This window comes from Arthrobacter sp. GAS37 (genome assembly GCF_044908325.1).
Taxonomy (GTDB): domain Bacteria; phylum Actinomycetota; class Actinomycetes; order Actinomycetales; family Micrococcaceae; genus Arthrobacter; species Arthrobacter ramosus.
On sequence record NZ_JBIYDB010000001.1, the window covers coordinates 328,743 to 353,049 of the forward strand.

Here is a 24,307-nt window from a genome sequence, read left to right on the forward strand (position 1 = left end):
ACGGATCTACTTTTCATAGCGAATCCTGGGGTCAAGCCAGGCGTAAAGGAGGTCCACCAACAGGTTGGCGGCAACGAAAACCAGTACCAGCACGCTCACAATGGCGACGACGGTGGGGCCTTCGCTGCGGATCACGGCCTGGTAGAGCTTCTGGCCGACGCCGGGCACGTTGAAAATGCCTTCGGTGACGATCGCGCCGCCCATCAAACCACCCAGGTTCGCGCCCAGGTAGGTGACCACGGGAATCATGGAGTTCCGCAGGATGTGGGCCAGGACCACGCGGGGGCGGGAGAGGCCTTTCGCGGTTGCGGTGCGGACGTAGTCGGCGTTCATGTTTTCAATGACCGAGGCCCGGGTGAGGCGCAGCACGTAGGCAAAGGACACGAGGCCGAGGACCGTGGCCGGAAGGATCAGGGTGCCCCAGTCCGCGTTGGATCCAACGGTCGGCTTGGCCCAGCCGAGCTGTACGCCGACGACGAGCTGAAGCACGAAGCCCAGGACGAACGTCGGGACGGCAATGACCACGAGGGAGGCGACCAGCACGGTGGAGTCGAAGATCTTCCCCTTGCGCAGGCCGGCAATCAGGCCGAAGGCCACACCGAAGACAGCCTGGATGGCAAGAGCCTCGACGGCGAGCATGGCGGTGACCGGGAAAACGCGGCCAAGGGTGGCGGCGATTGGCTGGCCGGTGAAGTCCACTCCGAGGTTGAACGTGAAGAGGTTCTTGAGGAACAGGCCGTACTGGACCCAGAACGGCTGGTCGAGGTTGTATTGCTGGCGCAGCGCGGCAATGACGGACTCGCTGGGCGGTCGGTCGCCGAACAGGGCGCGGATGGGGTCGCCCGGGAGGGCAAAGACCATGAAGTACACGAGCAGGGTGGTTCCCAGGAACACGGGAATGACCTGCAGCAAACGCCGGAGGATGTACTGGGTCACAGCAACGGTTCCTGGGCGCTCTTGAAAATGTGGGGATTCATTAGGGACAGCTTTCGTGCCGAATCAAGGCATGGGGGCCCGGTTTGTGGCCGGACCCCCATACGCTAACGAGCTTGGAACAAGTCCGGTAGGACTACTTTGCGGTGATGTTGTAGTACAGCAGGACGCCGTTCCAGCCGGAGTCAACGTTGCTAACGTTCTGGCTCCATACAGCCTGGCGTGCCTGGTACCACAGGGGCAGGTTCGGGAGGTCCTTGAAGAGGATTTCCTGTGCCTGGGTGAACTTCTTGTTGGCCTCGTCCGTGGACTTGGATGCCAGGCCCTCGGTCAGCAGCTTGTCGAACTCGGGGTTGCTGTAACCCTCGTAGTTGGCGCTGGCACCGGTCTTCAGCAGCGGGCCGAGGAAGTTGAACAGCGACGGATAGTCTGCCTGCCAACCGGCGCGGGTGAAGCCCGGGAGGGTCTTGGCCGTGCGGAGGTTCAGGATCTCGGCGAACTTGGCGAACGGCTGGCCTTCTGCCTTGATGCCGAGGTTGTTCTTCAGATTGTTGGCAACGGCGTCAATCCATTCCTTGTTGCCACCATCGGTGTTGTACGCGAGCTGGAGAACCTTGGCGGCGGGCCACGGGCTCATGGCGTCTGCCTTTGCCCAGAGGTCCTTGGCCTTCGCGGCGTCGAACTTCAGAACGTCGGAGCCGGTCACGTTGGCGTTGTAGCCATCGATGGACGGAGACGTGAAGTCCTTCGCCGGGATACGGGTGCCGTTGAAGACGACCTTCGTGATCTCATCGCGGTTGATCGCCATGGAGATGGCCTGCCGACGAAGCTGGCCGGCGGGTCCCTGGAACTCAGGCAGGTAGTTCGGGATGTTCAGGGTTGCGTTGCCCGCGAAAGCCTTGTTCAGGCTGTGGTCCGGGAAGTCCGTGGTGTAGGTCTTCAGGGCGTTCGTCGGCAGGACGTCGGTAACGTCAAGGTTGTTGGCCTGGACGTCCGTGTAAGCCGGAGCCGGGTCGGTGTAGAACTTGAAGGTCACGCCGCCGTTCTTGGCCATACGAGTGCCCTGGTAGTCAGGGTTCTTGACGAGGGCGATCTGGCTGTCGTGCTGCCAGGCACCCTTGGCGGCCATCTTGTACGGGCCGTTGCCGATGGGGTTTTCGCCGAAGGCCTTCGGGTCCTTGAGGGCGTCGGCCGGAAGCGGCATGAAGGCGGAGTAGCCGAGGCGCTGCGGCCAGTCGGCCTCCGGCTGTGCCAGTTTGACCGTGATGGTCGAATCGTCCTTCAGCACCAGGCCGGACATCGTCTGGGCGGTCGGTGCGGGAGTCGACGTTGACTTGCCGTCCGCGCCCTTGGTCTTCGTGACGGCGCTGACTGCGTCGTAGCCTTCGATGGATTCGAAGAAGCTGCTGCTGGACTGGGCATTGGTGCTCAGTGCGGCGAAGTTCCAAGCATCAACGAAGCTCTTGGCGGTGACTGCCTCGCCGTTGGTGAACTTGGCGCCCTTCTTGACCTTGATGGTGTAGTTCTGGCCGTCGCTCGTGTCAATGGATTCCGCGAGTGCGTTCACGGACTTGCCATTGGCGTCGTAGCTGGTCAGGCCTTCGAACAGGAGGTCGACAACGCGGCCACCGTACACCTCGTTGGTGTTGGAAGGGATCAGGGGGTGCTGGGGTTCATTGCTGTATGCGGTGATGATTTTGTTTGGATCGCCGGCAGCGGTCTGGCCACTGCTTCCGGAGCCAGAGCTACCGCATCCGGTGAGGGCAAGTGCGGCGACAGCCAGCAAGCCAAGAGCTTTGGAAGTGCGCGAAAAACGCATTCCGCCTCCTATGGATTCAGGGGGATGGGTCGGGGCAACTCATAGCTGCCCCCGGGGCCAGACACAGAATTATCCTGTGACGCGGCCTACATGGATGTGTAATCCTAACCACACCTTGTCCGAAATATGGAATCCCATTGGCATGAACAACGAAGTGTGCTCTTGACAGTTTCAGTAATGAAGCAGTCATTTCAAGTAAATGAAGCAGTCATTTCACGTAATAGGCGCTTCCTTGCTACACTCGACATGCATGATCCCTAGTTTCCCCCGGAATGTAGGGCTTTTTCGGACACCCCAAAGGGGTGCAACGGACACACTCAGTGCCTCAGAAAACCACGAAAAAGAGCCCCGCCGGCCAATGGCCGACAGGGACTCTTTAGCGGTTGCGACCGCCGGTACGTGCCGCCGGGAATGCCTCCGGGTTGCTACTCGATCCCTGCGGCCATGAGCTGGGCGCGCAGTTCCCGACGCTCGCGCTGCTTCTCAGGGTCCGGAAGCGGCACCGCGGCCAGCAGCCTCTGCGTGTAGGGCTCCTGCGGATTGCGAAGGATCTGCTCCCGGGTGCCCTGCTCCACGATCCGGCCCCGCTGCATCACGCAGATCCGGTCTGCGAGCACATCCACCACGGCGAGGTCGTGCGTGACGAACAGGCACGCGAATCCCAGCTCCCTCTGCAGGTTCTGGAAGAGTTCCAGGACCTTTGCCTGTACCGAAACGTCCAGCGCCGACGTCGGCTCATCCGCGACCATGAGCTTGGGCTGCAGGGACAGCGCCCGGGCAATGCCGACGCGCTGCTTCTGGCCGCCTGACAATTCATGCGGATACCGGTTGCGGTAGCCGCGCGGCAGTTCCACCTGGTCCAGGAGGGTCTCAATCCGTTTCTGCAGATCGACGCCTTTCGCGACCCGGGCGAGGAACATCGGTTCGCCGATGCTTTCGCCGATGGGCAGCCGCGGGTTCAGCGACGACGACGGATCCTGGAACACCATGCCGATGTCCCGCCGCACTTCGTGCAGTTGCTTTCCATTCCGCTTTGCGGCGGAAATGTCCTGCCCCACCACATGCATGCTGCCCGCGGCTACGGGCAAGAGCCCGACGGCGGCGCGTCCAATGGTCGTTTTGCCCGAGCCGGACTCCCCAACAAGGCCTACCACTTGACCGGGATAGATCACCAAGTTGGCGCCCTCGACGGCGCGGAACGCGGGAACCCGGCCCTGTTTGGGGTACTCGATAGCCACGTCGATCAGCTCAAGCACAGGCTCACCCTTGGGCTTTGCAGCTTCGTCAGCCGCTGCCTTCAAAGCAGCCTGGTTCTCGCGTTCCCGGCGCAGCAGCTCGTCATGTTCAACGGACTCCAGCTCCGTATTGGTTGCCGCAGCCAATGCTGCGGTCACGTCGACGTCGGCTGTGTCCGCCCCTTGTCCCAAGTGGGGAACAGCGGCTAGGAGAGCTTGTGTGTATTCGTGCTGCGGGTTACTGAAGATCTGTTGCGCAGTGCCGCTCTCCACGATCACGCCCTTGCGCATTACGGCAATACGATCGGCGAGGTCGGCCACCACGCCCATGTCGTGGGTGATCAGGACGATGGCGCTGTCCAGCTTGTTGCGCAGGTTGCGCATCAGGTCTAGTATTTCGGCCTGGACAGTCACGTCCAAGGCAGTGGTGGGTTCGTCTGCGATCAGGAGTTTGGGATCACAGGACAATGACTGCGCGATCATGGCTCGCTGCCGCTGGCCGCCGGAGAGCTGGTGAGGATAGGACTTGAAGGCCTTCTCCGGGTCTGGCAGCTCCACCAGTTCGAGCATGCGCACGGCCCGCTGCCTGGCTTCATCAGGGGAGACCGAGTTGTGCAGCCGGATCGTCTCCACTATCTGCGCACCCACGGTGTACACCGGGTTGAGTGCTGTCATGGGCTCCTGGAAGATCACGGCGACGTCCTTCCCACGGACCTCCCGGATGTTGCCAGACTTGTCACCCAGCAACTCCTTGCCCGAGAGCTTGACACTCCCCCGAACGCGGCTGTTGCTGGGGAGCAAGCCGAGCAGGGCCATGGAACTGGCGCTCTTGCCGGAACCAGACTCGCCGACGATGGCGAGGACCTCACCGGCCCGGACCTCGTAGTTCAGTCCGATGGCGGCAGGAACCCATTTTTTGTCGACACCGAAGTCGACGCTGAGGTCGCGTACTTCCAGGACCATGGCCCCCCGCGCGCTCTTGTCCGACTCGGTCTCGAGGTGGGTAGCCTCCGGTTCGGGGCTGGCGTTGTCAGTCATGTTGGGTCTTCCCTTCCACCCGGGCCACCCTCCAAGGGGTGATTAGTGAAGTAGCCCGGAATCCTGAATTATTAGGGGCATGAGCAGAAAGCCGTACGCCGGAAATGTCGAAATCTTCAAGGCCCGCACCAGCAAGATGTTTGCTTGGATCTGCTGGGCAGTTGCCGTTTTCGGAGTGGTCGTCACGCTCGTGGCGGCCGGGCCGCGCGCCCTTCCGGGCACCACTCCCCTGCTCTTCATAGCCTTCCTTGGCTGGTTGCTTTTCTGGCGTCCGGTAGTGGTGGTCCGGGATTCCGGCGTCGCGCTGGAGAATCCCTACCGGACCATCGATGTTCCGTGGGACGCCCTGGTGCAGGTTGATACCCGCTACGCCCTCACCCTCGTGACGCCTGGCAAGAAGTACCCGGCGTGGGCTGCTCCCGCGCCGGGAATCTGGGGCGGGCGCAATGCCCGCCCCGAGCACCTCAAAGGACTCCCGGGCACCACCTACGGCCCCGGCAACTCGGTTCGCCCCGGAGACCTCAAGAACACCGATTCCGGTGCCGCAGCAGTCCTCGTCCGCACCCGCTGGCAGGACCTCGTAGAAGCCGGACGCGTAGAACCCGGCCGGGCTGAGGACGCTTCGGTGACGGTCGCCGTCGGATGGTTCCGGATAGCGGCCACGGTGGCCCTGGCCGCGGCCAGTTACTGGGCGGTCTTCCTTTAGGAGGTTTCCCCGCACGGGTAGCACTCAGCTGCCTTTCGAGGCGTCGGCAACCGGCGCCGTCGTGCTGGAGTGGCGCGCGGTTTCGACGGCGGTCTTGGCCCTGAACTTCTTCTGCCGCGGATCGAAGGCGTCCCGCAGGCCGTCGCCGATGAAGTTGATGCTCAAGCAGATGAGGATGATGAACAGGCCGGGGAACCAGAACAGCCACGGCCTTGTCGCGAAGGCTTCTTGGTTTTGCGCAACCAACAGGCCGAGCGAGGTATCGGGAGCCTTCACGCCGAGGCCCAGGTAGCTGAGGGCGGTCTCCAACAGGATCGCTGCGGACATGGTCAGCGTCACGTTGACGATCAGCACGCCGACGGCGTTGGGGAGGATGTGTTTGAAGATGATCCTTGCGTTGGACGCTCCGGAGATCCTGGCTGCGTCTACGAACTCCCGCTCGCGCAGGGTCAGGAACTCACCGCGGACCAGGCGGGCGAGGCCCACCCAGAGGACGAAGCCAAGGAAGACGCCAAGAATGACGACGCCGTTGTTGGAAGCGAAGCCTGCAATCCAACTGCCTTCATCCCTGCGGTTGGCAATCTGGCCAACCACGGCCGCAAGGAGCAGCACGGGGATGATGATGATGACGTCGGTGAGGCGCATGAGGACGGCTTCCACCCAGCCGCGGAAATAGCCGGCAAGGCCGCCGACGATTGCGCCGACCGCACCCGCGATGGCGCCGATCAGGACCATGACTGTGATGGACTGTTGGGCGCCGCGCATGGTCATGGCAAACAGATCGCGTCCAATCCGGTCCTGGCCGAACGGGTGCTCTCCCCAGGCAAGGGGCCACAACGACGACGTCGGGACACCATCATTGACGAGGGGCGAAACATCCACGTGGTTGTACTTCCACCACCCAGGTATGCCAAAAGCGCCAACGGAAGTGAAAGCGAGCAGGAAGATCGCAGCGAACACTGCGAGCCCGATCAAGGCACCGGTGTGGCCAAAGAACCGTTTGCGGACAATCTGGCCTTGGCTGAGGCCACCGGTAACTTCAATACCGGCCTCGGCGCGTGCTGCTTCGGCAAGCGCCTGTTGTGCCAGAATTTCTTCCTCTTGTGTTGGCTGGCTCATGCTTTGATCCTTACGCGCGGGTCGAGAGCGGAGTACGCGAGGTCCGCTACGAGGTTGAAGACCATTGCGGTGATGGCGACGCACAGGAAGACGCCCATAACCGGGTTCACATCCGAGCGTTGCAATCCGTCAATGAACAGGAAGCCCATGCCACGGACGGAAAACACCGATTCCGTGATGACCGCACCACCGATCAATGCGCCGATGTCGAACGCGACGATCGTCGCGATGGGTATCAGGGCGTTTCGGAACGCGTGGCCCATGATCACGGACCGTTCACTCAAGCCCTTTGCCCGTGCCGTCCGGATGTAGTCCATGTTCATGATTTCCAGCATCGACGAGCGCGTGAATCGCGTATAGCTGGCCAGAGAGACCAAGATCAGGGCGATCGTGGGCAATACGAGGTGGGTGAGCGTGTCGGTGGACATGATCCAGAAGTCACCCTGGATGTTCGGGGTTCCCGCCCCGATGGTGGCGATAGGACGCCCACGAACCCGGCTGTTGTTGAAGTACGACGGCCACGCCTGCATGAAGCGGTCCAGGACCACGAGTGCTCCGACCAGGAACGCGGTGATGGCGGCGGCACGCATTGACTGTCCGCGGTCGTAACCGCCCATGAAGTACCCGATGGCCACGCCAACAAGGATAGTGGCGATGGCAAGGAGGAAAATCATGAGCCCGGTCGCGTCATTGAGCAACGGTTGGACGGCGAAGTAGGCGATCACGCCGATGCCCACCACGATCAGGCTCGATTGCAAAGCCTTGCGGTTCTTGAGCCCCGAAACCAATACCGTGACTCCGAAGGCAATTCCCACTCCAAGAATGGCGATGATGACGGGACCCAAACCGGGATTGCGGAACCACTGCGTCAGGGAGAAGTAGAAAAGGACAAGGGAGACAGCCGCAAAGACCGAGCCACCGACGATCAGTCGCCGTTTGGCCGCTCCGCCGACGACCACGGTGGCGATGACGCCAAGAACGGCACCGATCCCCAAGGCCACGGCAGGCGGTATTTCCGGATTTCGAAGGAAGTCGTTGAAGCCGATGGCGCCGAATTCCTTGAGGAGGACGGCCACCCAGAAGATCGGTAGCGAGAAGAACAGGAACGCCATGAAGGTCACGCCATAGTCCAAGGCGCTGTACTGGCGGAGGGCAGTAACGATGCCGAGGGAAATGCCGATGAGGATGGCCAGGACTGTAGCGCCAGTGACGAGCGTGAGGGTTTGAACCAAGGCAAAGCCGAGAGCCTCCGTAATTGGCTGTCCGGCGATGTTCTTGCCAAGGTTGCAGGCGTTTCCAAACGGCACAACACATTGGGCCGCACCACCAAGCCACTTGAAGTAGCGCAATGGCGGCGGAGTGTTGAGATCAAGCAGATTGATGCGGGCATCCATCAGCGCTTGCCGGTTCGGCGCGCTGCTGGCTCTGTATTCTGCCAGGGGATCTCCGGACGACGCTGTCAGGAGATACACCAGGAACGATGCTCCGAGAAGAATGAATGCGGCCGTAACCAACCGCCGGACTATATAGGTCAACATGGTGAGGAACCTCGAAATCCAGGCCCGGGTTCGCCGGCGCCCATCGCAGAATCGTGCCCGTTCCCTGGATGAGGTTGTGGGAAGCAGACAATATGCCGGTGCACCAACCAAAGCGCCGGGACCATGATACGTCGGTCCCGGCGCCTTGGCAGGTAATTTAGCTCAGCGAGCAAGGTTTACTTCTGAGCCCACTCCCAGAAGTTCCACCAAACACCAGTCTGGTTCGGCATGAGCTTCACGCCGGTGATGCGGTCGCTGTAGGCGTCCACGTTCACTGACTGGAAGAGCGGAACACCGTAAGAGCTGTCCCAGATCTTCTTATCGATCTGCTTCTGGAGATCGTCCTGCTTGCTGCGGTCGGTGGTGACCACGAGCTGCTCCATCAGCTTGTCCGCATCGGTGTTGCTGAACTGGTTGAAGTTGTTGCCACCAGCGGTCTTGAAGATCTGCGGAACGCCGGAGACTCCGACACCCGGGTTGATCCAGCCGAAGATGGTTGCGTCATAGCCGCCCTTGCCCAAGGCCTTGCCCCAGTCAGAGGCGCCCAAGCCGCCGTCGACGATCTTGAAGCCAGCCTTGGTGGCGGATTCGCGGATCAGCGAGAAAGCGTCAACACGGTTCGGGTTGTCCTTGTTGTACATGATGCGGATTTCCGGAGTAGCACCGTTCAGGAGCTTCTTGGCACCATCAATGTCCACGTCCTGGAAGGCCGAGGAGCCATTGTTCTTGGCGGAATCAGCGTAGGCAGCCTGCTGGGGAACGAAGATCTGGGAGTCCAGCGGCTTCGCGTTCGGATCAAGCTTGCCGATGATCTTGTTGACGATGTCCTTGCGGGGCACCGTCTTCATGAAGGCGGTACGCACGTTCTGGTCGGCCAGCGGACCCGAGAAGTTCAGGTCCAAGTGGTCGAAGGCCAACTGGTTGCCTTGATCGACGGTGACGCCCTGGCTGGAGAGTGCCTTCAACTGGTCGAGAGTGTCCGCAGAAGCCTGCGGGGCAATGATGTCCGCCTCGCCGTTCTTGAGGGCCTGGACCTGAGCCGGCGCGGAACCGATGTACCGGACGGTGATTTCGTCAAGGTTTGGAGTCGGTCCCCAGTTGTAGTCCTTGTTGCGGACCATAGTGAGGGACTGGTCCTGGTTCATGCTCTTGACGATGTAAGGACCGTTTGAGAGGAACAGGGTCGGGTCTGCGGGAAGCGTCTTCGTATCGAAGCCTGTGTTCCACATGTCCGACATTGCCTTCAGCTTCGGATCCGCGGGAAGCGGTGCCTTGGAATCTCCGCGCGGCTTGCTCTTGAAGAAGTCAATCAAGGCCTGGGTGTCCTTCAGGCCGGCCTTCTGGGCGAGGACGTGGGCAGGAACGTCAATGCCTGGGCCACCAAGCACGATCTCCCAGTCAGCGAACGGCTTGGAGTACTTAAGCGTGAGGGTCTTGTTGTTGTTGCTGATCTCCGGGAAGTCCGTCAGGCTGAGGCCCGTGTTGTCACCAGCGTACGAGAAGTAGGACGTACCCGTCTTGGCCTTGGAATCGGCGTCGTCGTAGTAACCGGAGAAGGCCGCCCACTGCAGGAGGAGGTCAGCTGCGGAGACCGGGGTGCCGTCCGACCACTTCACACCATCGTTGATGGTGTACTTGACGGTCAGCGGGTTGTCCGAGACCTTCTCCATCTTGCCGAACTTGTCGTTGTGAACGACGTTCAGCTTGTTGTCGATGTAGTAGAAGCCCGAGTGCGTTGCGTAGCTGACCTTGGAGTTGATGTCAGTATTGCCGTCGGCTGTGTTGGGGTTGAACGTGTTGAAAGCGTTGACCTCGACCACAGTGGCCGTGCCACCCGTCTTGGCTGCTCCGGTGGATGGGGTATTGCCACCGGAATTGCCGGCACAGGCGCTCAGTGCGATCGCGGCGATTGCCGCAATACCCACTGCTTTGGAAGTACGTCCGAAACGCATTCCGCCTCCTATTTTTTGAGTGGAAAAAGCCGGCGCTGTTGACTCCGGCAGACTGCCACAACCCCCTCAGCAGGCTTGTGGCTGGTCTCACATGAGCAGTAGCCTAGCGCCCGGAACGGATCTTTGGGTCCAAAGTTTCCCGCCGGTAAAGTTTGTTATCGAGATGCAATCATTGAAGGACGTCCTAGTGGTTCCGTGATTCGCGCCAACATGACATAAGCCCCGATTCAAGGCGAACCGGGGCTTTTATCAGTTAATGCCCCATCACTGAACCTTCCGGGCGGGAACGCTGGGAAGAGACCCCTGTGGGCCGCGGGCAGGATGCAGGGGTATCCAGACCTCGTCGTGGGGTTTACGTTGAGGTGTATGGGCGAGAAATTCACGTATGAGGGCGGTCCCCGCGATAAAGAACGCAGCGAGGGCGAGGTATCGGACTTCCCGGAGATTCACCCAGGCGGAGAATACCAATGGTCTGGTTTGGCACACGGCCAACCCCTGGACGATCAATCCGCTAATGAGTCCGACGACGGCGAGCCCGCGACCGTAGTCTGGTACCCGAATACAGACTAGCCCGGCCTATGCCGACGTCTATATGCGCCGTTTCAGTCCTACGTGGGCAGTCCGATATCCGAGTCGGGCGTAGAAGGCCCGAGCCCGTTCCCGTGCTTCGTCGGTGGTCACCTGTGCCAGTTGCGCCCCACGCGCACGCCCGAAGTTATGTGCCCACTCAAGCATCGCGGTGCCCAAACCATGCGAGCGTTCCGCGGCCGCGACTCGCAGTCCCTCGATCTGTAGTCGGGAAGAACCACCCCGGGAAAGACCTGGAATGACGGTCAATTGCATCGTGGCGACGATGCGCCCGGCATCATTGCGGACAACGCCCAGATAGTTGGAATTGTCGCGAACAACCAAGTTGTAGGCTGCCTCGTATTGTTCGAGCTCGACGCACTCACGATCGGGACCGAACTGATCATCAGACAGCAGCGCGGCGATGGCCTCGACATCATCGCGACCCGCCCGTTCCAGCCTGAAGGTCCGGCCCTCCACCCGCAGCAGTCCTCGAACCGAGGATCGCGCATCTGCCTGCAAACGAGCGACCAGCAGATCAAGCCATCCGCCGACGTTGGATCGAGCCTCAACGGTGTCGGGATAACGGCATCTCAAGTGCAGACCGGACTCGTCCAGGATGAACCAAAGCATGACGCCGTCGGTGTCGATTGTCGCGCTCACATATTGGGCGTCGAGTCCGACGGAGTCGATTCGCACCGGCAGCCTGCGCAGGTCCAGCCAGGAGATCGCGAACATACCAGGAGCTGCGGGCATGCCGCCCCATGGAGCCAGTACGTCCGCGAGAGGCCACGAGCCAAGCTGCACAGCCTCTTTTACTGCGGCCGCCGCAGCGCGCGGCTCGGCGACCGCCGACTCAAGTACCGAATTGGTAATGAACCAGCCGACTGAGTCATGCCAGCGGTCGTCGAAGCGGCTGTGCACTGGAAAAACGGCTCGCAGCGGGGTTCCCGCCAACTCGCGGGTCACCGCTGTCATCGCAACAACAGCGAGTGCGAGCGTCGAGACACCGTCGTTGCGGGCCTGCGCAGCAAATGCGGCACCGTCGTCGAGATCGAACACATCGCGAACTTCGACACGCTCGCGCTGCGGATCTGGCGCACCCAAGGGCAGTGGGAATTGCGGCATGACGCCGCCGCTGTCCCGGATGATGTCTTCCCATCGGTGACGCACGTGGTCCGGCGCCGCATTCCGATCCAGCAGCGCTTGCGTGTGTTCAACAAATGCGGGCGCCGCCCCGGGCAACGGTTCACGGCCCGCCCTCCCAGCATCGAGCGCCGACAGCAGGTCCCGCGCGATCACCAGCATCGACCACATATCGACGTGGGCGTGGTCGGCCGCAATCACCACGGTGAGTCCAGCAGCAGTCTCCAATACGCACAGCCGGTGTGAGGGCTGTGCGTATGGCGAACATGCGGCATCGAGAATGTCCCGCACCGCGTCATTGACGGCCTGGCCAGGAGAGACCTGATGCTCCACCCAGGTTCCGGGACCAATATCAATCTCGTGAAGCTCCGGATCACCATCCGCACCGGGCACGAATGCCGTTCGCAGTGTGCCATGACGGGCGATGACAGCCAGCCAGGCATCGGCAATTGACTCACGACGGGTGGGTGAAGGCAGCCGAAAAGACAATGCCATCCAGGAGCCGAGGCGGTCGCCTGCCCCCACATGGAGCCGCTGGTCAAAGGACACTGGAAGACGTCGGTCGAGCGCAGACACACTGACGTCGTAGCCCCAAAGTCGTCCAAACGGGAGGCGCAGGTGCGTGACGTTGGTCAGCCGCATGGCAGTATCCTATCGCCCCAGATAGCCTGAATGTTCAACGCGGCCACTCGACGTGACGCGTTCAGTCACGAAACGAGGAGCCTGATGCCCACTTTCGAGGTTCCCGGAGCCGAGCTTGCGGTTGCTTTGAGCGACGAAGGTGGACACCCGGTTGTCCAACTGCATGGCCTTACCTCAAGCCGCGCGCACGATCGGGTGCTCAACCTCGACCTCGGTCGAGGGCTTAGTGGAACTCGACTGCTGCGGTACGACGCACGCGGTCATGGCCGGTCGACGGGGCGGAAGGTTCCGGAGGAATATCAGTGGCAAAACCTCGCCGACGACCTCCTGCGACTGCTCGATCACTGGTTCCCAGGCGAACGTGTCCACGGGGTTGGTCCCTCCATGGGTACCGGCACACTCTTGCACGCCGCTTCCCGCGAGCCAGCCCGCTTTACCGGGCTCACGCTTATGGTGCCACCCACCGCGTGGGAAACCCGGGCTGCACAGGCTGCAAACTACCGGGTTGCCGCGGCGCTCATCGAATCTGTTGGTGTCGAGGCATTCCTCGCCACCACGCGCGGAGCAACACCTCCGCCGGCCACAATTGGTGCGCCGGAGACGGTGCCCGACGTCGCCGACGCCCTCTTGCCGTCGTTGTTTCGAGGAGCGGCACTCAGCGATCTGCCTGCTCCTGAGGCCGTCGCGCGAATCGACGTACCGACGACAATCCTGGCGTGGGTCGATGATCCGGGCCACCCGCTGTCAACCGCGGAATCTCTTGCCGCACTGCTCCCGCAAGCAACGCTGAGGGTCGCCCGCACCCCAGGAGATGTCGAAACGTGGCCCAATATTCTGAGCCAAGATGTCGCCCGTCGGGGCTAATCGACAATTCGCTCGACTGCTCACGCATTGAGGCAGACTTTAATTACACGTTGAAGCGGAGCGGGTGGTTAGGCTGGGTGGATGGCGACAGTTATTCTCGTGCGGCACGGCCGTACCACAGCCAATGTCACTGGGCTGCTGGCCGGTCGGGCCGCCGGCGTCAGCCTGGACGAGATCGGGCGCGACCAGGCGGCTCTGACCGGAGACCGGCTCGCGGCCGTGCCCTTGGTCGCGGTGGTGTCGAGCCCGCTTGAGCGTTGTCAGCAGACCGCTCAACTCATCCTCGATCGCCAGGCTGGCACGCCGTACGCGCCGGTTGATCTCGATCTCACCGAGTGCGACTACGGCCAGTGGCAGGGCCGCACGCTCACTGATCTCGCGACCGAGGATCTGTGGCCGGTTGTGCAGTCCCAACCGTCCGCCGTCGTCTTTCCCGGCGGTGAATCCATGGCCGCCATGCAGGCTCGGTCGGTGGCAGCGATTCGACGCCACGATGCAGCCTTCGAAGCCGAATACGGGCAAGGAGCGGTGTGGGTGGCGGTGAGCCACGGGGACATCATCAAGTCAATCCTTGCCGACGCGCTCGGCATGCACCTTGACCTGTTCCAGCGTATTACCGTGGGCCCCGGCTCCGTATCGATCGTGCGCTACGGCGCTAGTCGGCCCAGCGTCCACGCGACCAACACCGACGCGGGTGATCTGTCGTGGCTGTCGAACGGCATCCATCCTGGCGATGCGCCGGTGGGCGGCGGTGCAGGACAAAAGGCGCCATGAACCTCATGTGCCTAGAATACTGACATGCCTACACGTGTTCACGAGTTTGCCTGGCCTGACCGGGTCGTCGTCGGCACCATCGGCCTTCCGGGGGCGCGAACGTTCTACCTGCAGGTGCGCGCAGGGACGCAGATCGTGAGCATTGCCATGGAGAAACAGCAGTCGGCTCTGCTCGCGGAGAAGATCGACGAAATTCTGGACCAGCTCATCACCGTCGAAGGCAACCCCTTCAGCGTCCCCACGGGTACTCCCGTTGAACTTGTCGACAATGACCAACTCGATGCCGTTCAGGAGCAGTTTCGCACCGGCGCCATGAGCCTAGGTTGGGACCCAACCACGGCACAGGTCGTACTAGAGGCCTACCCCATCACCGATGTCGATGCTGATGACAACGACGCATCGCTTGATGAGGACGGCGCTAACGAGCCCGAAATGCTGCTGGTGCGAATGCCGGTCGGCACCGCCCGCGCATTCGCCAAGCGCACCCGTGAGATCGTGGGCGCCGGGCGTCCGACGTGCCCGCTCTGCGGTTACCCCATAGACGCCGACGGGCACATCTGCACCCTTCCCGAGGCCTGATGCCAACGCCGGACCTAGTGACCGCCGAGCTGACGCTCACCGGCCGCATCACGACGGCTTCAAACGCTACATTTCTGGGCCGCATCGGCGACGCAGTGGTCGTCTATAAGCCGATAGCAGGCGAAACTCCGCTGTGGGACTTTCCCCACGGCACCCTGGCACACCGGGAGGTGGCCGCCTACCTTGTCTCGCAGGCCTTCGGCTGGGACATCGTGCCGCGCACCTGGCTGCGCGATGGTCCGATGGGCGAAGGAATGGTGCAGCTCTGGCAGGAGCAAGACCCCGCCCAAAACGCCGTGAACCTGGTCGCGACAGACCACGTGCCGAAGACAGGCTGGAAACACGTTCTCGAGGGACAAGATGAGAACGGACGGATGGTCACCCTCGTTCACGAAGACTCGCCAGCGCTCAGACGCATGGCGGTGTTCGACACGGTCGTCAACAACGCCGACCGCAAAGGCGACCACATTCTTGCCATGACGGACGGACACCGGCACGGCGTGGACCATGGGCTCACCTTTCACCGTGACCACAAGCTGCGCACGGTGCTGTGGGGATGGCTGGGAGACCCTCTGACCCCCGAGGAACGCGACGGCATCGATCGTGTCAGCGAAGGACTCCACGGTGAGCTGGGCCGAAACCTGGCGGAATTGCTCAGCGCCGAAGAAATCGCATCGCTCGCCGCGCGCTGCGCCCGGTTACGCTTGGCAGGGCGGTTTCCGGCTCCGAGTGGTGAGATGTCGGCGGTGCCCTGGCCGCTGTTCTAAGGGAAGTGGGCCGGCCTGGAGCGTTCGGCGATCCAGATGTAGACGGTCTCCTTGGTCACGCCGAGATGTACAGCGATCGCATCGGCAGAAAGGCACGGCTCACTCACGACTGCACTCCTCGGGACACGCCAGGACCGGCTACTTCCTGCCCTGGCCCGCAGAGGTTAGACGTTAAATCTAAATTCCACCACGTCGCCGTCGGCCATAACGTATTCCTTGCCTTCAATACGGACCTTGCCGCGGGACTTGGCCTCGGCCATGGATCCGGCGGCGATGAGGTCATCGAAGGAGACAACTTCGGCCTTGATGAATCCGCGCTGGAAATCCGTGTGGATCACTCCTGCGGCCTGGGGCGCGGTGTCGCCTCGGTGGATGGTCCAGGCACGGGCTTCCTTGGGACCGGCCGTGAGGTAGGTCTGCAGTCCGAGCGTGTGGAAGCCTACGCGTGCCAGCTGGTCGAGGCCGGATTCGTCCTGGCCATTCATCTCGAGCATCTCGCGGGCTTCTTCCTCGTCGAGTTCTACGAGATCCGATTCCAGCTTGGCGTCAAGGAAAATGCAGTCCGCCGGCGCCACCATGGCGCGCAGTTCCTCCTGCTTTTCCGGGTTGCCCAGGATTCCTTCGTCCGAGTTGAAGACGTAGATGAAGGGCTTGGCCGTGAGGAGGCTGAGCTCTTTGAGGTGCTCCATCTCGAGCTTGTCGCTCTTGACCGAGGAGAAGATCGTGTCGCCACGTTCCAGCACGGCCTGGGCAGCCAGGATAGCTGCGAGTTCAGCGGCTTCCCGCTTCTTGATCCTGACTTCTTTTTCGATCCGGGGAATGGCCTTTTCGATCGTCTGGAGATCGGCCAGGATCAGTTCGGTGTTTATCGTCTCAATGTCCGAGCGCGGATCAACTTTGCCGTCGACGTGGACAACATCGGGGTCATCGAAGACGCGGATGACCTGGGCGATGGCTTCTGCTTCGCGGATGTTCGCAAGGAACTTGTTGCCCAGGCCTTCGCCTTCTGAGGCGCCCTTGACGATTCCTGCGATGTCAACGAACGAGACGACGGCGGGCAGGAGGCGCTGCGATCCGAAGACCTCCGCCAACTTCTGCAGGCGCGGGTCCGGGAGGTTGACGACGCCGACGTTTGGCTCGATGGTGGCGAACGGGTAGTTCGCGGCCAGCACCTGGTTGCGGGTCAGTGCGTTGAAAAGAGTTGATTTGCCGACGTTGGGCAGTCCGACGATGCCAATAGTAAGAGCCACGAGCATTGATTCTACCCGTTGAGTGCCCTTCTCCGCTTTGCGGGGAGAACCCCGGACCCCACGCCCGGGTGCCGTGACCCGGCTTCGCTATATTGTCCGACCCCTATGCCAAGGTTGGAGACATGGATGGTTTTGCAGTAATACTCGCTTTGTTCATGCTTCTTCTCGGAGCGGCCGCCGGGCTGGTGGCTGGCTTCCTCCTGTTTCGGCGCCGCAATGCCGCGCTTGAAGAAGATTTCGACGGCGTCTCGGCCCGGCTTGCCGCGGTGAACGCCCAGTTTGCCGCCGCCGACGCCGAACGGCGGCTTCTGTTGTCACAGAACCGTGAACTGAACGAGTCCAGGAACCAGGATGGCAGTGTGTTGCGCGCCCTTGCCCCGGTTGCCGAGAAGCTGACGGCCGTCCAGCAACAGGTCTCGCTTCTGGAGCGGGATCGTTTGGAGCAGTACGGCCAGCTCGCCCAGCAGCTCCAGGAAGCCCGGCTGTCCGATGAACAACTGCTGCGCTCCACCCACGCACTGGCCTCCGCCCTTCGGTCCAACAGCGCCAGGGGCCAGTGGGGTGAAGTCCAGCTGCGCCGGGTAGTGGAAGCCGCTGGCATGCTGCGTCACGTCGATTTTCACGAGCAGGTGCATTCCGCTTCCGTAGACAACGCCATCCGGCCGGATCTTGTGGTCCAGTTGCCGGGTGGAAAGCAGTTGGTGGTGGACGCAAAGGTTCCGTTGGCGTCCTACCTCGCTGCCCAGGAACAGGGCAACACCAGGCACCTGGATGGGAACGGCGCCCTGTCGGTAGGCAATGGCGTGGATGCTTTGCTTCTCGCACATGCGAAGGCCCTCAAGTCCCACGTGGATGCCCTGGGATCCAAGAAGTACTGGGACATCCCCGGCAACTCGCCCGAGCTGGTGATCTGCTTCCTGCCCGCGGAATCCATCCTGGCTGCCGCACTCGAAGCGGACCCGGCACTTTTGGATCACGCCTTGTCCCAGAACGTAGTGCTGGCGTCCCCCGGCACGTTGTTGGCAGTACTTAAGTCCGTCGCCTTCACCTGGCGCCAGGACGTCCTGACGGACAACGCCCGGGAGCTCTTCGAGCTCGCCCGGCAGCTGTACGAACGCATGGGGACTCTCGGTGACAACGTAGGCAAGCTGGGTTCGTCGTTGAAGACCTCGGTGGATCGCTACAACGCACTCGTCGGAACGCTCGAAGCACGCGTCTTGCCGACGGCGCGGAAACTCAACTCCATGGACACCGACGGCCTGGTGTCACCGTCCGCAGTGGAAGCAGTGCCGCGGACCCTTGCGGCACCAGAACTGATCGAAGGAGAATCCGCGGCCTAGGACCCAACTACGAGGTTGGCCGGTTCCCGCGTCCGCCCAAGGCGCGCGTGACGTCTCCGGCCTCTTTGAGGGTGGCGCGCAGTTCCTTCGGCAGCGAGAACAGCAGGTCTTCCTCCGCCGTCACCACCTCTTCAACCGCACCATATCCGTAGTCGGCCAGCAAACGAAGAACATCCTGGACCAGGACCTCGGGAACGGAAGCGCCGGAGGTGACGCCCACGGTGGCGACGCCTTCGAACCAGCTCTCGTCGACCTCGTTCGCGAAATCGACCCGATAGGAGGCCTTGGCGCCATACTCAAGCGCCACTTCCACGAGGCGCACGGAGTTGGAAGAATTCGCCGACCCCACCACGATCACGAGGTCGGCCTGCGGTGCAATCTTCTTGATGGCCACTTGGCGGTTGGTGGTTGCATAGCAAATGTCGTCGCTGGGCGGATCCTGCAACGTGGGGAACCGCTCCTTGAGCATCCGGACGGTCTCCATGGTCTCGTCGACGCTCAGGGTGGTCTGCGAAAGCCAGATGGTCTTCTCCGGATTGCGCACCTTGACCTTGTCCACTTCGTGTGGACCATTGATGATCTGGATGTGGTCCGGGGCTTCGCCCGCCGTTCCTTCCACTTCTTCGTGACCGTCGTGGCCGATGAGGAGAATGTCGTAGTCTTCCTTGGCGAAGCGGACGGCTTCGCGGTGCACTTTCGTGACGAGGGGGCAGGTGGCATCGATGGTGCGCAGGCCGCGGTCCTCGGCCGACTGCACTACAGCCGGGGACACTCCATGGGCTGAGAAGATCACCAGGGCGCCTTCCGGTACCTCGTCCGTCTCTTCGACGAAGATTGCACCCTTCTCCTCCAGCGAGGTGACCACGTGGACGTTATGCACGATCTGCTTACGCACGTATACCGGCGGCCCATAGTGTTCCAGTGCCTTCTCCACAGCGATGACTGCGCGGTCGACGCCTGCGCAATATCCGCGGGGGGCCGCGAGCAAGACTCGTTTGGGGCCGGAGACCGGAGCGGTGGCCAGCACCTCTTCCGGCGTCCGACGCCTACGCGGGACAGAGGGCATCGGAATGGAAACTGCTGAGCTGGTCATTCCTCCATGCTACCGGCAGCGTTCGCCCGCATGCTCGGCCTGCCCTTGCGTGGGAAGATCACACCGATCAGGCCGAGAAGCGCAAGCACTCCCGCCGCAATCCAGGCGATGGTGATCCAGCCGGCGAAATTGTCGACCGACGCCGCCACCAACTCCCGCGCGAAAAGGCCGCCCGTGGCGGTTCCGCCCAAGCCCGCATCGCCTGCGGCCTTCAGCACCGTCGTTGCCACTTGCCACAGCGCCGCGACTGCGGCCAAACCCAGTCCGGCGAACAAGAGAAGCAGGCCTCTGCGCTTCGCGGCCAGCAGGCCCAGGGCAAACAGCAGGACGGCGCCGAGGCCGGGAACCCACCACATCGGCGCATACGCGGCGATGGCGTCTACTTGCTGGCGCTGGGCAGGACCCCCGATGTTGATCAGAGTGGAGTCCGGCGTCGGAATGGGGAGGCCGGCTGCGGCGTGGAGCCGGTCTGCGGCGAGCTTGACCAAAGGCCCGACGTCGAGCACCAAGGCCGTCCCGGAGCTCGAGTTTCCGGGGCCGGTATTGCCTGCGAAATTCAGTTGGTGGCTCCGGCGTACGGTTTCATTCCACGCTTGCGGGTATTCGGGCCACGTGGACATTGCGGTGGCGGCATCCTTGAGGAAAGTGGCGCCAAGTTGTTCCACCGGCGCCGGCAGATTGATTTTGGATTCAAGGCTTGCGACGGCGGTGGCCGCCAGGCGCGCCTGGAACGCCTGGTCCTTTCCGATCGAAGAAGTGAGCGCCACAAACCCGTCTTCCCGGACGATGTTGGCGTCCGTCCATGCCATAGGGACGGCAATTCCTGTGAGCAAAAGGGCAAAGATCACTGCGATTGCAGAGACAAACGTGCGCAATGGATTCCTCAAGTTTGGAGTGCAGCGGTTCCAGGCGGGGCGACGACGAGTAAATGTCGGTCATGCATGCTACAAGGTATGGATAGAGTTGGAAGCCTGCCACCGGCTTTTCGGTAGCAAGATTTCAGAAGCACTCATAGCAGCAGTGCTTCCGGCACCCCTTAGCAAAGTACCAGCGAGGACGGAACCATGCACGAGCCACCAGTAGGAGGCTATCCGCGTGTCCCATGATGCCGTGCCCGGCGGCGCACCGCGGGCGTTGCCGATTTCAGGAATCCCGAACCCGGGAGCCCAGGAAGAAGAGTCCTCCGGAGAAGAATCCACGAAGGCAGAGTCAACCCTGCCCGCGACGGCGTCGGAGACAAGTCCCGACAATCCTTGGCCGCTGCAGCTGCTGTCCCGCAAGCTCAAGACCCACATAGAACGGGCCCCGGCCGCGTGGATCGAGGGCCAGGTCATCGAACTCAACCGTCGCGGCGGCAGCGCTTTCGTGACGCTGCGGGACACCGACGCCGAAATCTCCTTGCCCGCGTCGCTGTGGTCCAACGTCCTGGACCGTCAGAAGATGCCGCTGGAGCGTGGCTCGCGCGTCGTGGCCTTGGTGAAACCCGAATTCTGGCTCAAGACCGGTCGGCTCAATATGTCGATCAAGGACATCCGTCCCGTCGGCCTCGGCGATCTCCTCGCGAGAATCGAGCGCTTGCGCCAGGCCCTTGGCGCTGAAGGGCTGTTTTCAGACTCGAGGAAGAAGCGGCTGCCCCTGCTCCCCCACCGGATCGGGCTCATCACCGGCCGCGATTCCGACGCCAAGAAAGACGTCCTGCGCAACGCAGCCCTTCGCTGGCCCGCCGTCGAATTCGCCGTCCGGGAGGTCGCAGTCCAGGGTGTCACCGCAGTCAGTCAGATCTTGGCTGCACTCAAGGAACTCGACGCCGATCCGCACGTGGATGTGATCGTGATCGCGCGCGGTGGCGGAGCCTTGGAAGATCTGCTTCCGTTCAGCAACGAAGATCTGGTCCGGGCAGTATCCGCAGCGGCAACTCCGGTGGTCAGCGCGATTGGCCATGAAGCCGACCATCCCATCCTGGACGATGTCGCCGACCTTCGCGCGTCCACGCCCACCGACGCCGCAAAGAGGATCGTCCCTGACGTCGTCGAGGAACTTGCGAGGGTACGTCAGGCACGGGAGCAGCTACGCCGCGGAGTGGGACGCCTGGTAGACCGCGAAACGGATCGACTCCACGCGTTGAGATCCCGCCCTGTGCTGGCGTCCCCCGAGGGAATGGTCACGGCACGGGAAGAGGACGTCGAACGGCTCCGGAAACATGCCCACACCGCGGTGAGTTCCTCAGTCGTCCGCGCACTTGACCAAGTGCGCCACCTCCGCGCCCAGGTAAGGGCGTTGTCCCCCCAAAAAACACTGGACCGCGGGTACGCCGTCGTCCAGGTTGCGGGAGCGGACGGGGTCGGCCACGACGTCGTCCGGAGCCCTGACCAAGCGCCTGACGGCACGGAGCTGACCCTCCGGTTGGCGGAGGGCCGCCTTGCCGCCGTATCTTCCGGAGCCGCCGCAGCGGCCGGACAACCTAGCAAGCACCAGCAAAATGAGGACTAAGAAATGACAGCAGAAAACACATCCCCTGCGGCCAAGGTTTCCGCTGAGGACCTTGATGCTCTCAGCTATGAGGAAGCCCGCGAGCAGCTGATGGCAGTGGTTGGCCGCCTTGAAGCCGGCGGGGCAAGCCTTGAGGAATCACTCGCCCTCTGGGAACGCGGCGAGGCTCTGGCGAAGCGCTGCGAAGAGTGGTTGGAGGGTGCCCGCAGGAGGTTGGCCGCGGCCCGGAACAACAGCGAGGACGACGCGAAGGCCCCTTAGGATTGGACGGCCATCGCCCGTTCCGCCGGCACGTCAAAGTCTGCTTTCGGCCATCGCAGGTCCAGCTTCCCTAGGGCCTCGAGTAGAAGCTCCTGGACAGCGATCCTCGCAAACCATTTCTTGTTCGCCGGAACCACATACCAGGGCGCCACCTCGGTTGAGGTCTTCTCGAAGACCAGCTGATAGGCGTCCATATAGGAATCCCAAAACGCGCGTTCCTCGAGATCGCTCGTGTTGTACTTCCAGTGCTTGGACGGGTCATCCAATCGTGCCAGCAAGCGCGCTTTTTGTTCATCGCGGCTGATGTTGAGCATGACCTTGACGATCGCCGTACCTTGTTCGGCGAGGCGTGCCTCGAACTCGTTGATGGCCGCATAGCGCCGTTCGAGTTCAGCTTCATTGGCCCAACCGTGCACTCGGTGTATCAGCACGTCCTCGTAGTGGGATCGGTCAAAAACCCCGACGAATCCGGCGTCGGGCAGGGCCCTCTCGATCCGCCAGAGGAAATCGTGGGCTTTCTCCTCATCAGTCGGCGCCTTGAACGGAACAACCTTGACACCTTGGGGATCCATCGATCCGACGACGTGCTCAACAATCCCGCCTTTGCCCGCGGTGTCCATGGCTTGCAGGATCAACAGGACTCGTTTGGAGCTGCCAAATTTTCCCTCGGCAAAGAGCATCTCCTGCAGGACGTCCAAACGACCGTCCTGCGCCGCCAGCAAGGCGACGCCGTCAGACTTCTTTCCCTTGTAGCCGGGCGTCGATTCAGGGTCTACTGCGTCCAGCGAGAATCCCGGTCCGGCCTTCAAGATCGTGGATACCTGCTTGGTGAACTCCTTGGTCCCGGTCATTTCGACGTCCCCTCTGGTCCGGCCGCATTTCGTCGCGGCTTGCACAACAGGCTAGTTGCCTTGGTACCGCCCGAGGAAGTCCGCCATGCGGCCAACCGCTTCTTCAATATCCTTGACGTTCGGCAGGGTCACCATGCGGAAGTGGTCAGGACGCACCCAGTTGAAGGCCCGTCCGTGCGAGACGAGGATCTTTTGTTCCTTGAGAAGGTCGAGGACGAATTTCTCGTCGTCGCGGATGTGATAGACCTCGGGATCCAACTTCGGGAACAGATAGAGGGCACCCCGGGCCTGTTGAGTGCTGACGCCGGGGATGGCGTTGAGCAGATCGAAGGCCTTGTTCCGCTGCTCAAGGAGCCTGCCGCCGGGCAGGATAAGGTCGTTGATGCTTTGGTGTCCGCCGAGGGCGGTCTGGATGGCATGCTGTGCCGGCACGTTGGCGCACAGACGCATGTTGGCCAGCAGGTTGATGCCTTCGAGGTAGTCTGCGGCGTCTTTCTTGGGTCCGGAGATGGCCATCCAACCCGCGCGGTAGCCACACACCCGGTAGGCCTTGGACAGTCCGCTGAACGTCAGGCAGAGCACGTCGTCGCCGGTGAGCCCGGCAAGGTTCACGTGGACAGCGTCTTCGTAGAGGATCTTCTCGTAGATCTCATCGGCGAACACCACAAGGCCATGCTTTTCGGCGAGGGCCACGATCTTCTTGAGGGTCTCCTCCGGGTACACGGCACCCGTGGGGTTGTTGGGATTGATGACCACGATGCCCTTGGTTTGAGGCGTGATCTTCGATTCCATGTCCTCAAGGTCCGGCTGCCAACCCGATTCTTCGTCGCACAGATAGTGGACCGGACGGCCGCCGGCCAATGCCACCGAGGCGGTCCAGAGCGGGTAGTCGGGAGTGGGGATGAGAATCTCGTCTCCCACTTCCAGCAAAGCCATGAGCGACATGGTGATGAGCTCGCTGACCCCGTTGCCAAGGTAGATGTCGTCAACGTGGATGTTTTGGATGCCGCGGGTCTGGTAGTACTGCGAGACGGCGGTGCGGGCCGAGAAAATTCCGCGCGAATCGCTGTATCCCTGGGCATGGGGCAGATGGCGGATCATGTCCACCAAGATCGCGTCCGGCGCTTCAAATCCGAACGGTGCCGGGTTTCCGATATTCAGTTTGAGGATGCGGTGACCCTCTGCCTCCATCTGCTGGGCGGCCTGAAGAATCGGTCCACGGATGTCGTAAAGGACATTATGAAGCTTGGTGGACTGCTTGAATTCTGCCATTCATCAAATATGCCATACCGGGGATGTACTTCCGTTGAGACATCACTCACATTCACGACGACGACGGCGGC

20 protein-coding genes are annotated in these 24,307 nt (G+C 62.0%); 8 read left to right on the forward strand and 12 right to left on the reverse strand.

The annotated features are described in order from the left end of the window. Window positions 1-6 precede the first annotated feature (6 nt). The 3 genes from ABH924_RS01555 to ABH924_RS01565 all read right to left on the reverse strand — a co-directional run bounded on the left by ABH924_RS01555 (window position 7) and on the right by ABH924_RS01565 (window position 5,025). Window positions 7-936: an ABC transporter permease gene (locus ABH924_RS01555; RefSeq protein ID WP_059387472.1), complete on the reverse strand. Its 930-nt coding sequence runs from the start codon at window positions 934-936 to the stop codon at window positions 7-9. Window positions 937-1,069: 133 nt separating this feature from the next. Then, the gene (locus tag ABH924_RS01560; protein WP_404496369.1) at window positions 1,070-2,752 is read right to left on the reverse strand and encodes an ABC transporter substrate-binding protein; all 1,683 of its coding nucleotides are present in this window, start codon (window positions 2,750-2,752) and stop codon (window positions 1,070-1,072) included. 425 nt (window positions 2,753-3,177) lie between these two features. Beyond that, window positions 3,178-5,025, reverse strand: coding sequence for a dipeptide ABC transporter ATP-binding protein (locus tag ABH924_RS01565; RefSeq protein WP_404496371.1), 1,848 nt, complete (start codon window positions 5,023-5,025; stop codon window positions 3,178-3,180). Between the two features lie 79 nt (window positions 5,026-5,104). On the opposite strand from ABH924_RS01565, the gene ABH924_RS01570 reads away from it, so the two are divergent. Next, window positions 5,105-5,731, forward strand: a complete 627-nt coding sequence (locus ABH924_RS01570; RefSeq protein WP_404496372.1) for a PH domain-containing protein — start codon at window positions 5,105-5,107, stop codon at window positions 5,729-5,731. Window positions 5,732-5,755: 24 nt separating this feature from the next. Here ABH924_RS01570 and ABH924_RS01575 read toward each other — a convergent pair whose 3' ends face one another. The 4 genes from ABH924_RS01575 to ABH924_RS01590 form a co-directional block, all read right to left on the reverse strand. Continuing rightward, on the reverse strand, window positions 5,756-6,850 hold the full coding sequence (locus ABH924_RS01575; RefSeq protein ID WP_234748374.1) for an ABC transporter permease: 1,095 nt from the start codon (window positions 6,848-6,850) through the stop codon (window positions 5,756-5,758). Beyond that, entirely contained in the window at window positions 6,847-8,388 is a 1,542-nt protein-coding gene (locus tag ABH924_RS01580; protein WP_404496374.1) for an ABC transporter permease, read from the reverse strand. The genes ABH924_RS01575 and ABH924_RS01580 overlap by 4 nt, the downstream gene beginning before the upstream one ends. Before the next feature lie 176 nt (window positions 8,389-8,564). Beyond that, window positions 8,565-10,340: an ABC transporter family substrate-binding protein gene (locus tag ABH924_RS01585; RefSeq protein ID WP_234748378.1), complete on the reverse strand. Its 1,776-nt coding sequence runs from the start codon at window positions 10,338-10,340 to the stop codon at window positions 8,565-8,567. Window positions 10,341-10,928: 588 nt separating this feature from the next. After that, complete coding sequence (locus ABH924_RS01590; RefSeq protein WP_404496376.1) at window positions 10,929-12,602, reverse strand: GNAT family N-acetyltransferase; 1,674 nt, start codon at window positions 12,600-12,602, stop codon at window positions 10,929-10,931. Window positions 12,603-12,779: 177 nt separating this feature from the next. Here ABH924_RS01590 and ABH924_RS01595 point away from each other — a divergent pair, with 177 nt between their 5' ends. From ABH924_RS01595 to ABH924_RS01610, 4 genes are all read left to right on the forward strand, one after another. Beyond that, window positions 12,780-13,559, forward strand: coding sequence for an alpha/beta fold hydrolase (locus tag ABH924_RS01595; RefSeq protein ID WP_404496378.1), 780 nt, complete (start codon window positions 12,780-12,782; stop codon window positions 13,557-13,559). Between the two features lie 81 nt (window positions 13,560-13,640). Then, window positions 13,641-14,333 carry a histidine phosphatase family protein gene (locus ABH924_RS01600; RefSeq protein ID WP_404496380.1) on the forward strand — a complete coding sequence of 231 codons (693 nt, stop codon included), beginning with the start codon at window positions 13,641-13,643 and terminating at the stop codon, window positions 14,331-14,333. A 24-nt stretch (window positions 14,334-14,357) separates the two neighbouring features. After that, on the forward strand, window positions 14,358-14,912 hold the full coding sequence (locus ABH924_RS01605) for a DUF3090 domain-containing protein (protein ID WP_404496382.1): 555 nt from the start codon (window positions 14,358-14,360) through the stop codon (window positions 14,910-14,912). Beyond that, a complete protein-coding gene (locus tag ABH924_RS01610; RefSeq protein ID WP_404496384.1) occupies window positions 14,912-15,679 on the forward strand; it encodes an SCO1664 family protein in 768 nt (255 codons plus the stop codon). The genes ABH924_RS01605 and ABH924_RS01610 overlap by 1 nt, the downstream gene beginning before the upstream one ends. Window positions 15,680-15,843: 164 nt before the next feature. Here ABH924_RS01610 and ychF read toward each other — a convergent pair whose 3' ends face one another. Beyond that, entirely contained in the window at window positions 15,844-16,929 is a 1,086-nt protein-coding gene (gene ychF / locus ABH924_RS01615; RefSeq protein ID WP_404496386.1) for a redox-regulated ATPase YchF, read from the reverse strand. A 122-nt stretch (window positions 16,930-17,051) separates the two neighbouring features. Between ychF and ABH924_RS01620 the strand changes: the two genes are divergently transcribed. Continuing rightward, window positions 17,052-18,269, forward strand: a complete 1,218-nt coding sequence (locus ABH924_RS01620) for a DNA recombination protein RmuC (protein ID WP_404496388.1) — start codon at window positions 17,052-17,054, stop codon at window positions 18,267-18,269. A 7-nt stretch (window positions 18,270-18,276) separates the two neighbouring features. Here ABH924_RS01620 and ABH924_RS01625 read toward each other — a convergent pair whose 3' ends face one another. Beyond that, complete coding sequence (locus tag ABH924_RS01625; protein WP_234748406.1) at window positions 18,277-19,362, reverse strand: 4-hydroxy-3-methylbut-2-enyl diphosphate reductase; 1,086 nt, start codon at window positions 19,360-19,362, stop codon at window positions 18,277-18,279. Continuing rightward, on the reverse strand, window positions 19,359-20,171 hold the full coding sequence (locus ABH924_RS01630; RefSeq protein ID WP_404496390.1) for a hypothetical protein: 813 nt from the start codon (window positions 20,169-20,171) through the stop codon (window positions 19,359-19,361). Before ABH924_RS01630 ends, ABH924_RS01625 begins: the two co-directional genes overlap by 4 nt. Window positions 20,172-20,511: 340 nt before the next feature. Here ABH924_RS01630 and xseA point away from each other — a divergent pair, with 340 nt between their 5' ends. Next, window positions 20,512-21,852: an exodeoxyribonuclease VII large subunit gene (xseA, locus tag ABH924_RS01635; protein WP_234748646.1), complete on the forward strand. Its 1,341-nt coding sequence runs from the start codon at window positions 20,512-20,514 to the stop codon at window positions 21,850-21,852. A 3-nt stretch (window positions 21,853-21,855) separates the two neighbouring features. Beyond that, on the forward strand, window positions 21,856-22,113 hold the full coding sequence (locus ABH924_RS01640; protein ID WP_234748412.1) for an exodeoxyribonuclease VII small subunit: 258 nt from the start codon (window positions 21,856-21,858) through the stop codon (window positions 22,111-22,113). Here the strand turns inward: ABH924_RS01640 and ABH924_RS01645 are convergent. Beyond that, entirely contained in the window at window positions 22,110-22,964 is an 855-nt protein-coding gene (locus ABH924_RS01645) for a polyphosphate kinase 2 family protein (protein ID WP_404496392.1), read from the reverse strand. The genes ABH924_RS01640 and ABH924_RS01645 overlap by 4 nt on opposite strands. A 51-nt stretch (window positions 22,965-23,015) precedes the next feature. Beyond that, window positions 23,016-24,236, reverse strand: a complete 1,221-nt coding sequence (locus ABH924_RS01650) for a pyridoxal phosphate-dependent aminotransferase (RefSeq protein ID WP_234748417.1) — start codon at window positions 24,234-24,236, stop codon at window positions 23,016-23,018. Window positions 24,237-24,307: the final 71 nt, after the last annotated feature.

Bases quoted from the DNA above. Each gene is read 5' to 3' on its own strand.
- ABH924_RS01560 (WP_404496369.1), bottom strand. From the start codon at position 2,752: ATGCGTTTTTCGCGCACTTCCAAAGCTCTTGGCTTGCTGGCTGTCGCC.
- ABH924_RS01565 (WP_404496371.1), bottom strand. From the start codon at position 5,025: ATGACTGACAACGCCAGCCCCGAACCGGAGGCTACCCACCTCGAGACC.
- ABH924_RS01570 (WP_404496372.1), top strand. From the start codon at position 5,105: ATGAGCAGAAAGCCGTACGCCGGAAATGTCGAAATCTTCAAGGCCCGC.
- ABH924_RS01575 (WP_234748374.1), bottom strand. From the start codon at position 6,850: ATGAGCCAGCCAACACAAGAGGAAGAAATTCTGGCACAACAGGCGCTT.
- ABH924_RS01580 (WP_404496374.1), bottom strand. From the start codon at position 8,388: ATGTTGACCTATATAGTCCGGCGGTTGGTTACGGCCGCATTCATTCTT.
- ABH924_RS01585 (WP_234748378.1), bottom strand. From the start codon at position 10,340: ATGCGTTTCGGACGTACTTCCAAAGCAGTGGGTATTGCGGCAATCGCC.
- ABH924_RS01595 (WP_404496378.1), top strand. From the start codon at position 12,780: ATGCCCACTTTCGAGGTTCCCGGAGCCGAGCTTGCGGTTGCTTTGAGC.
- ABH924_RS01600 (WP_404496380.1), top strand. From the start codon at position 13,641: ATGGCGACAGTTATTCTCGTGCGGCACGGCCGTACCACAGCCAATGTC.
- ABH924_RS01605 (WP_404496382.1), top strand. From the start codon at position 14,358: ATGCCTACACGTGTTCACGAGTTTGCCTGGCCTGACCGGGTCGTCGTC.
- ABH924_RS01610 (WP_404496384.1), top strand. From the start codon at position 14,912: ATGCCAACGCCGGACCTAGTGACCGCCGAGCTGACGCTCACCGGCCGC.
- ABH924_RS01620 (WP_404496388.1), top strand. From the start codon at position 17,052: ATGGATGGTTTTGCAGTAATACTCGCTTTGTTCATGCTTCTTCTCGGA.
- ABH924_RS01625 (WP_234748406.1), bottom strand. From the start codon at position 19,362: ATGACCAGCTCAGCAGTTTCCATTCCGATGCCCTCTGTCCCGCGTAGG.
- ABH924_RS01630 (WP_404496390.1), bottom strand. From the start codon at position 20,171: ATGGCATGGACGGACGCCAACATCGTCCGGGAAGACGGGTTTGTGGCG.
- ABH924_RS01640 (WP_234748412.1), top strand. From the start codon at position 21,856: ATGACAGCAGAAAACACATCCCCTGCGGCCAAGGTTTCCGCTGAGGAC.
- ABH924_RS01645 (WP_404496392.1), bottom strand. From the start codon at position 22,964: ATGACCGGGACCAAGGAGTTCACCAAGCAGGTATCCACGATCTTGAAG.
- ABH924_RS01650 (WP_234748417.1), bottom strand. From the start codon at position 24,236: ATGGCAGAATTCAAGCAGTCCACCAAGCTTCATAATGTCCTTTACGAC.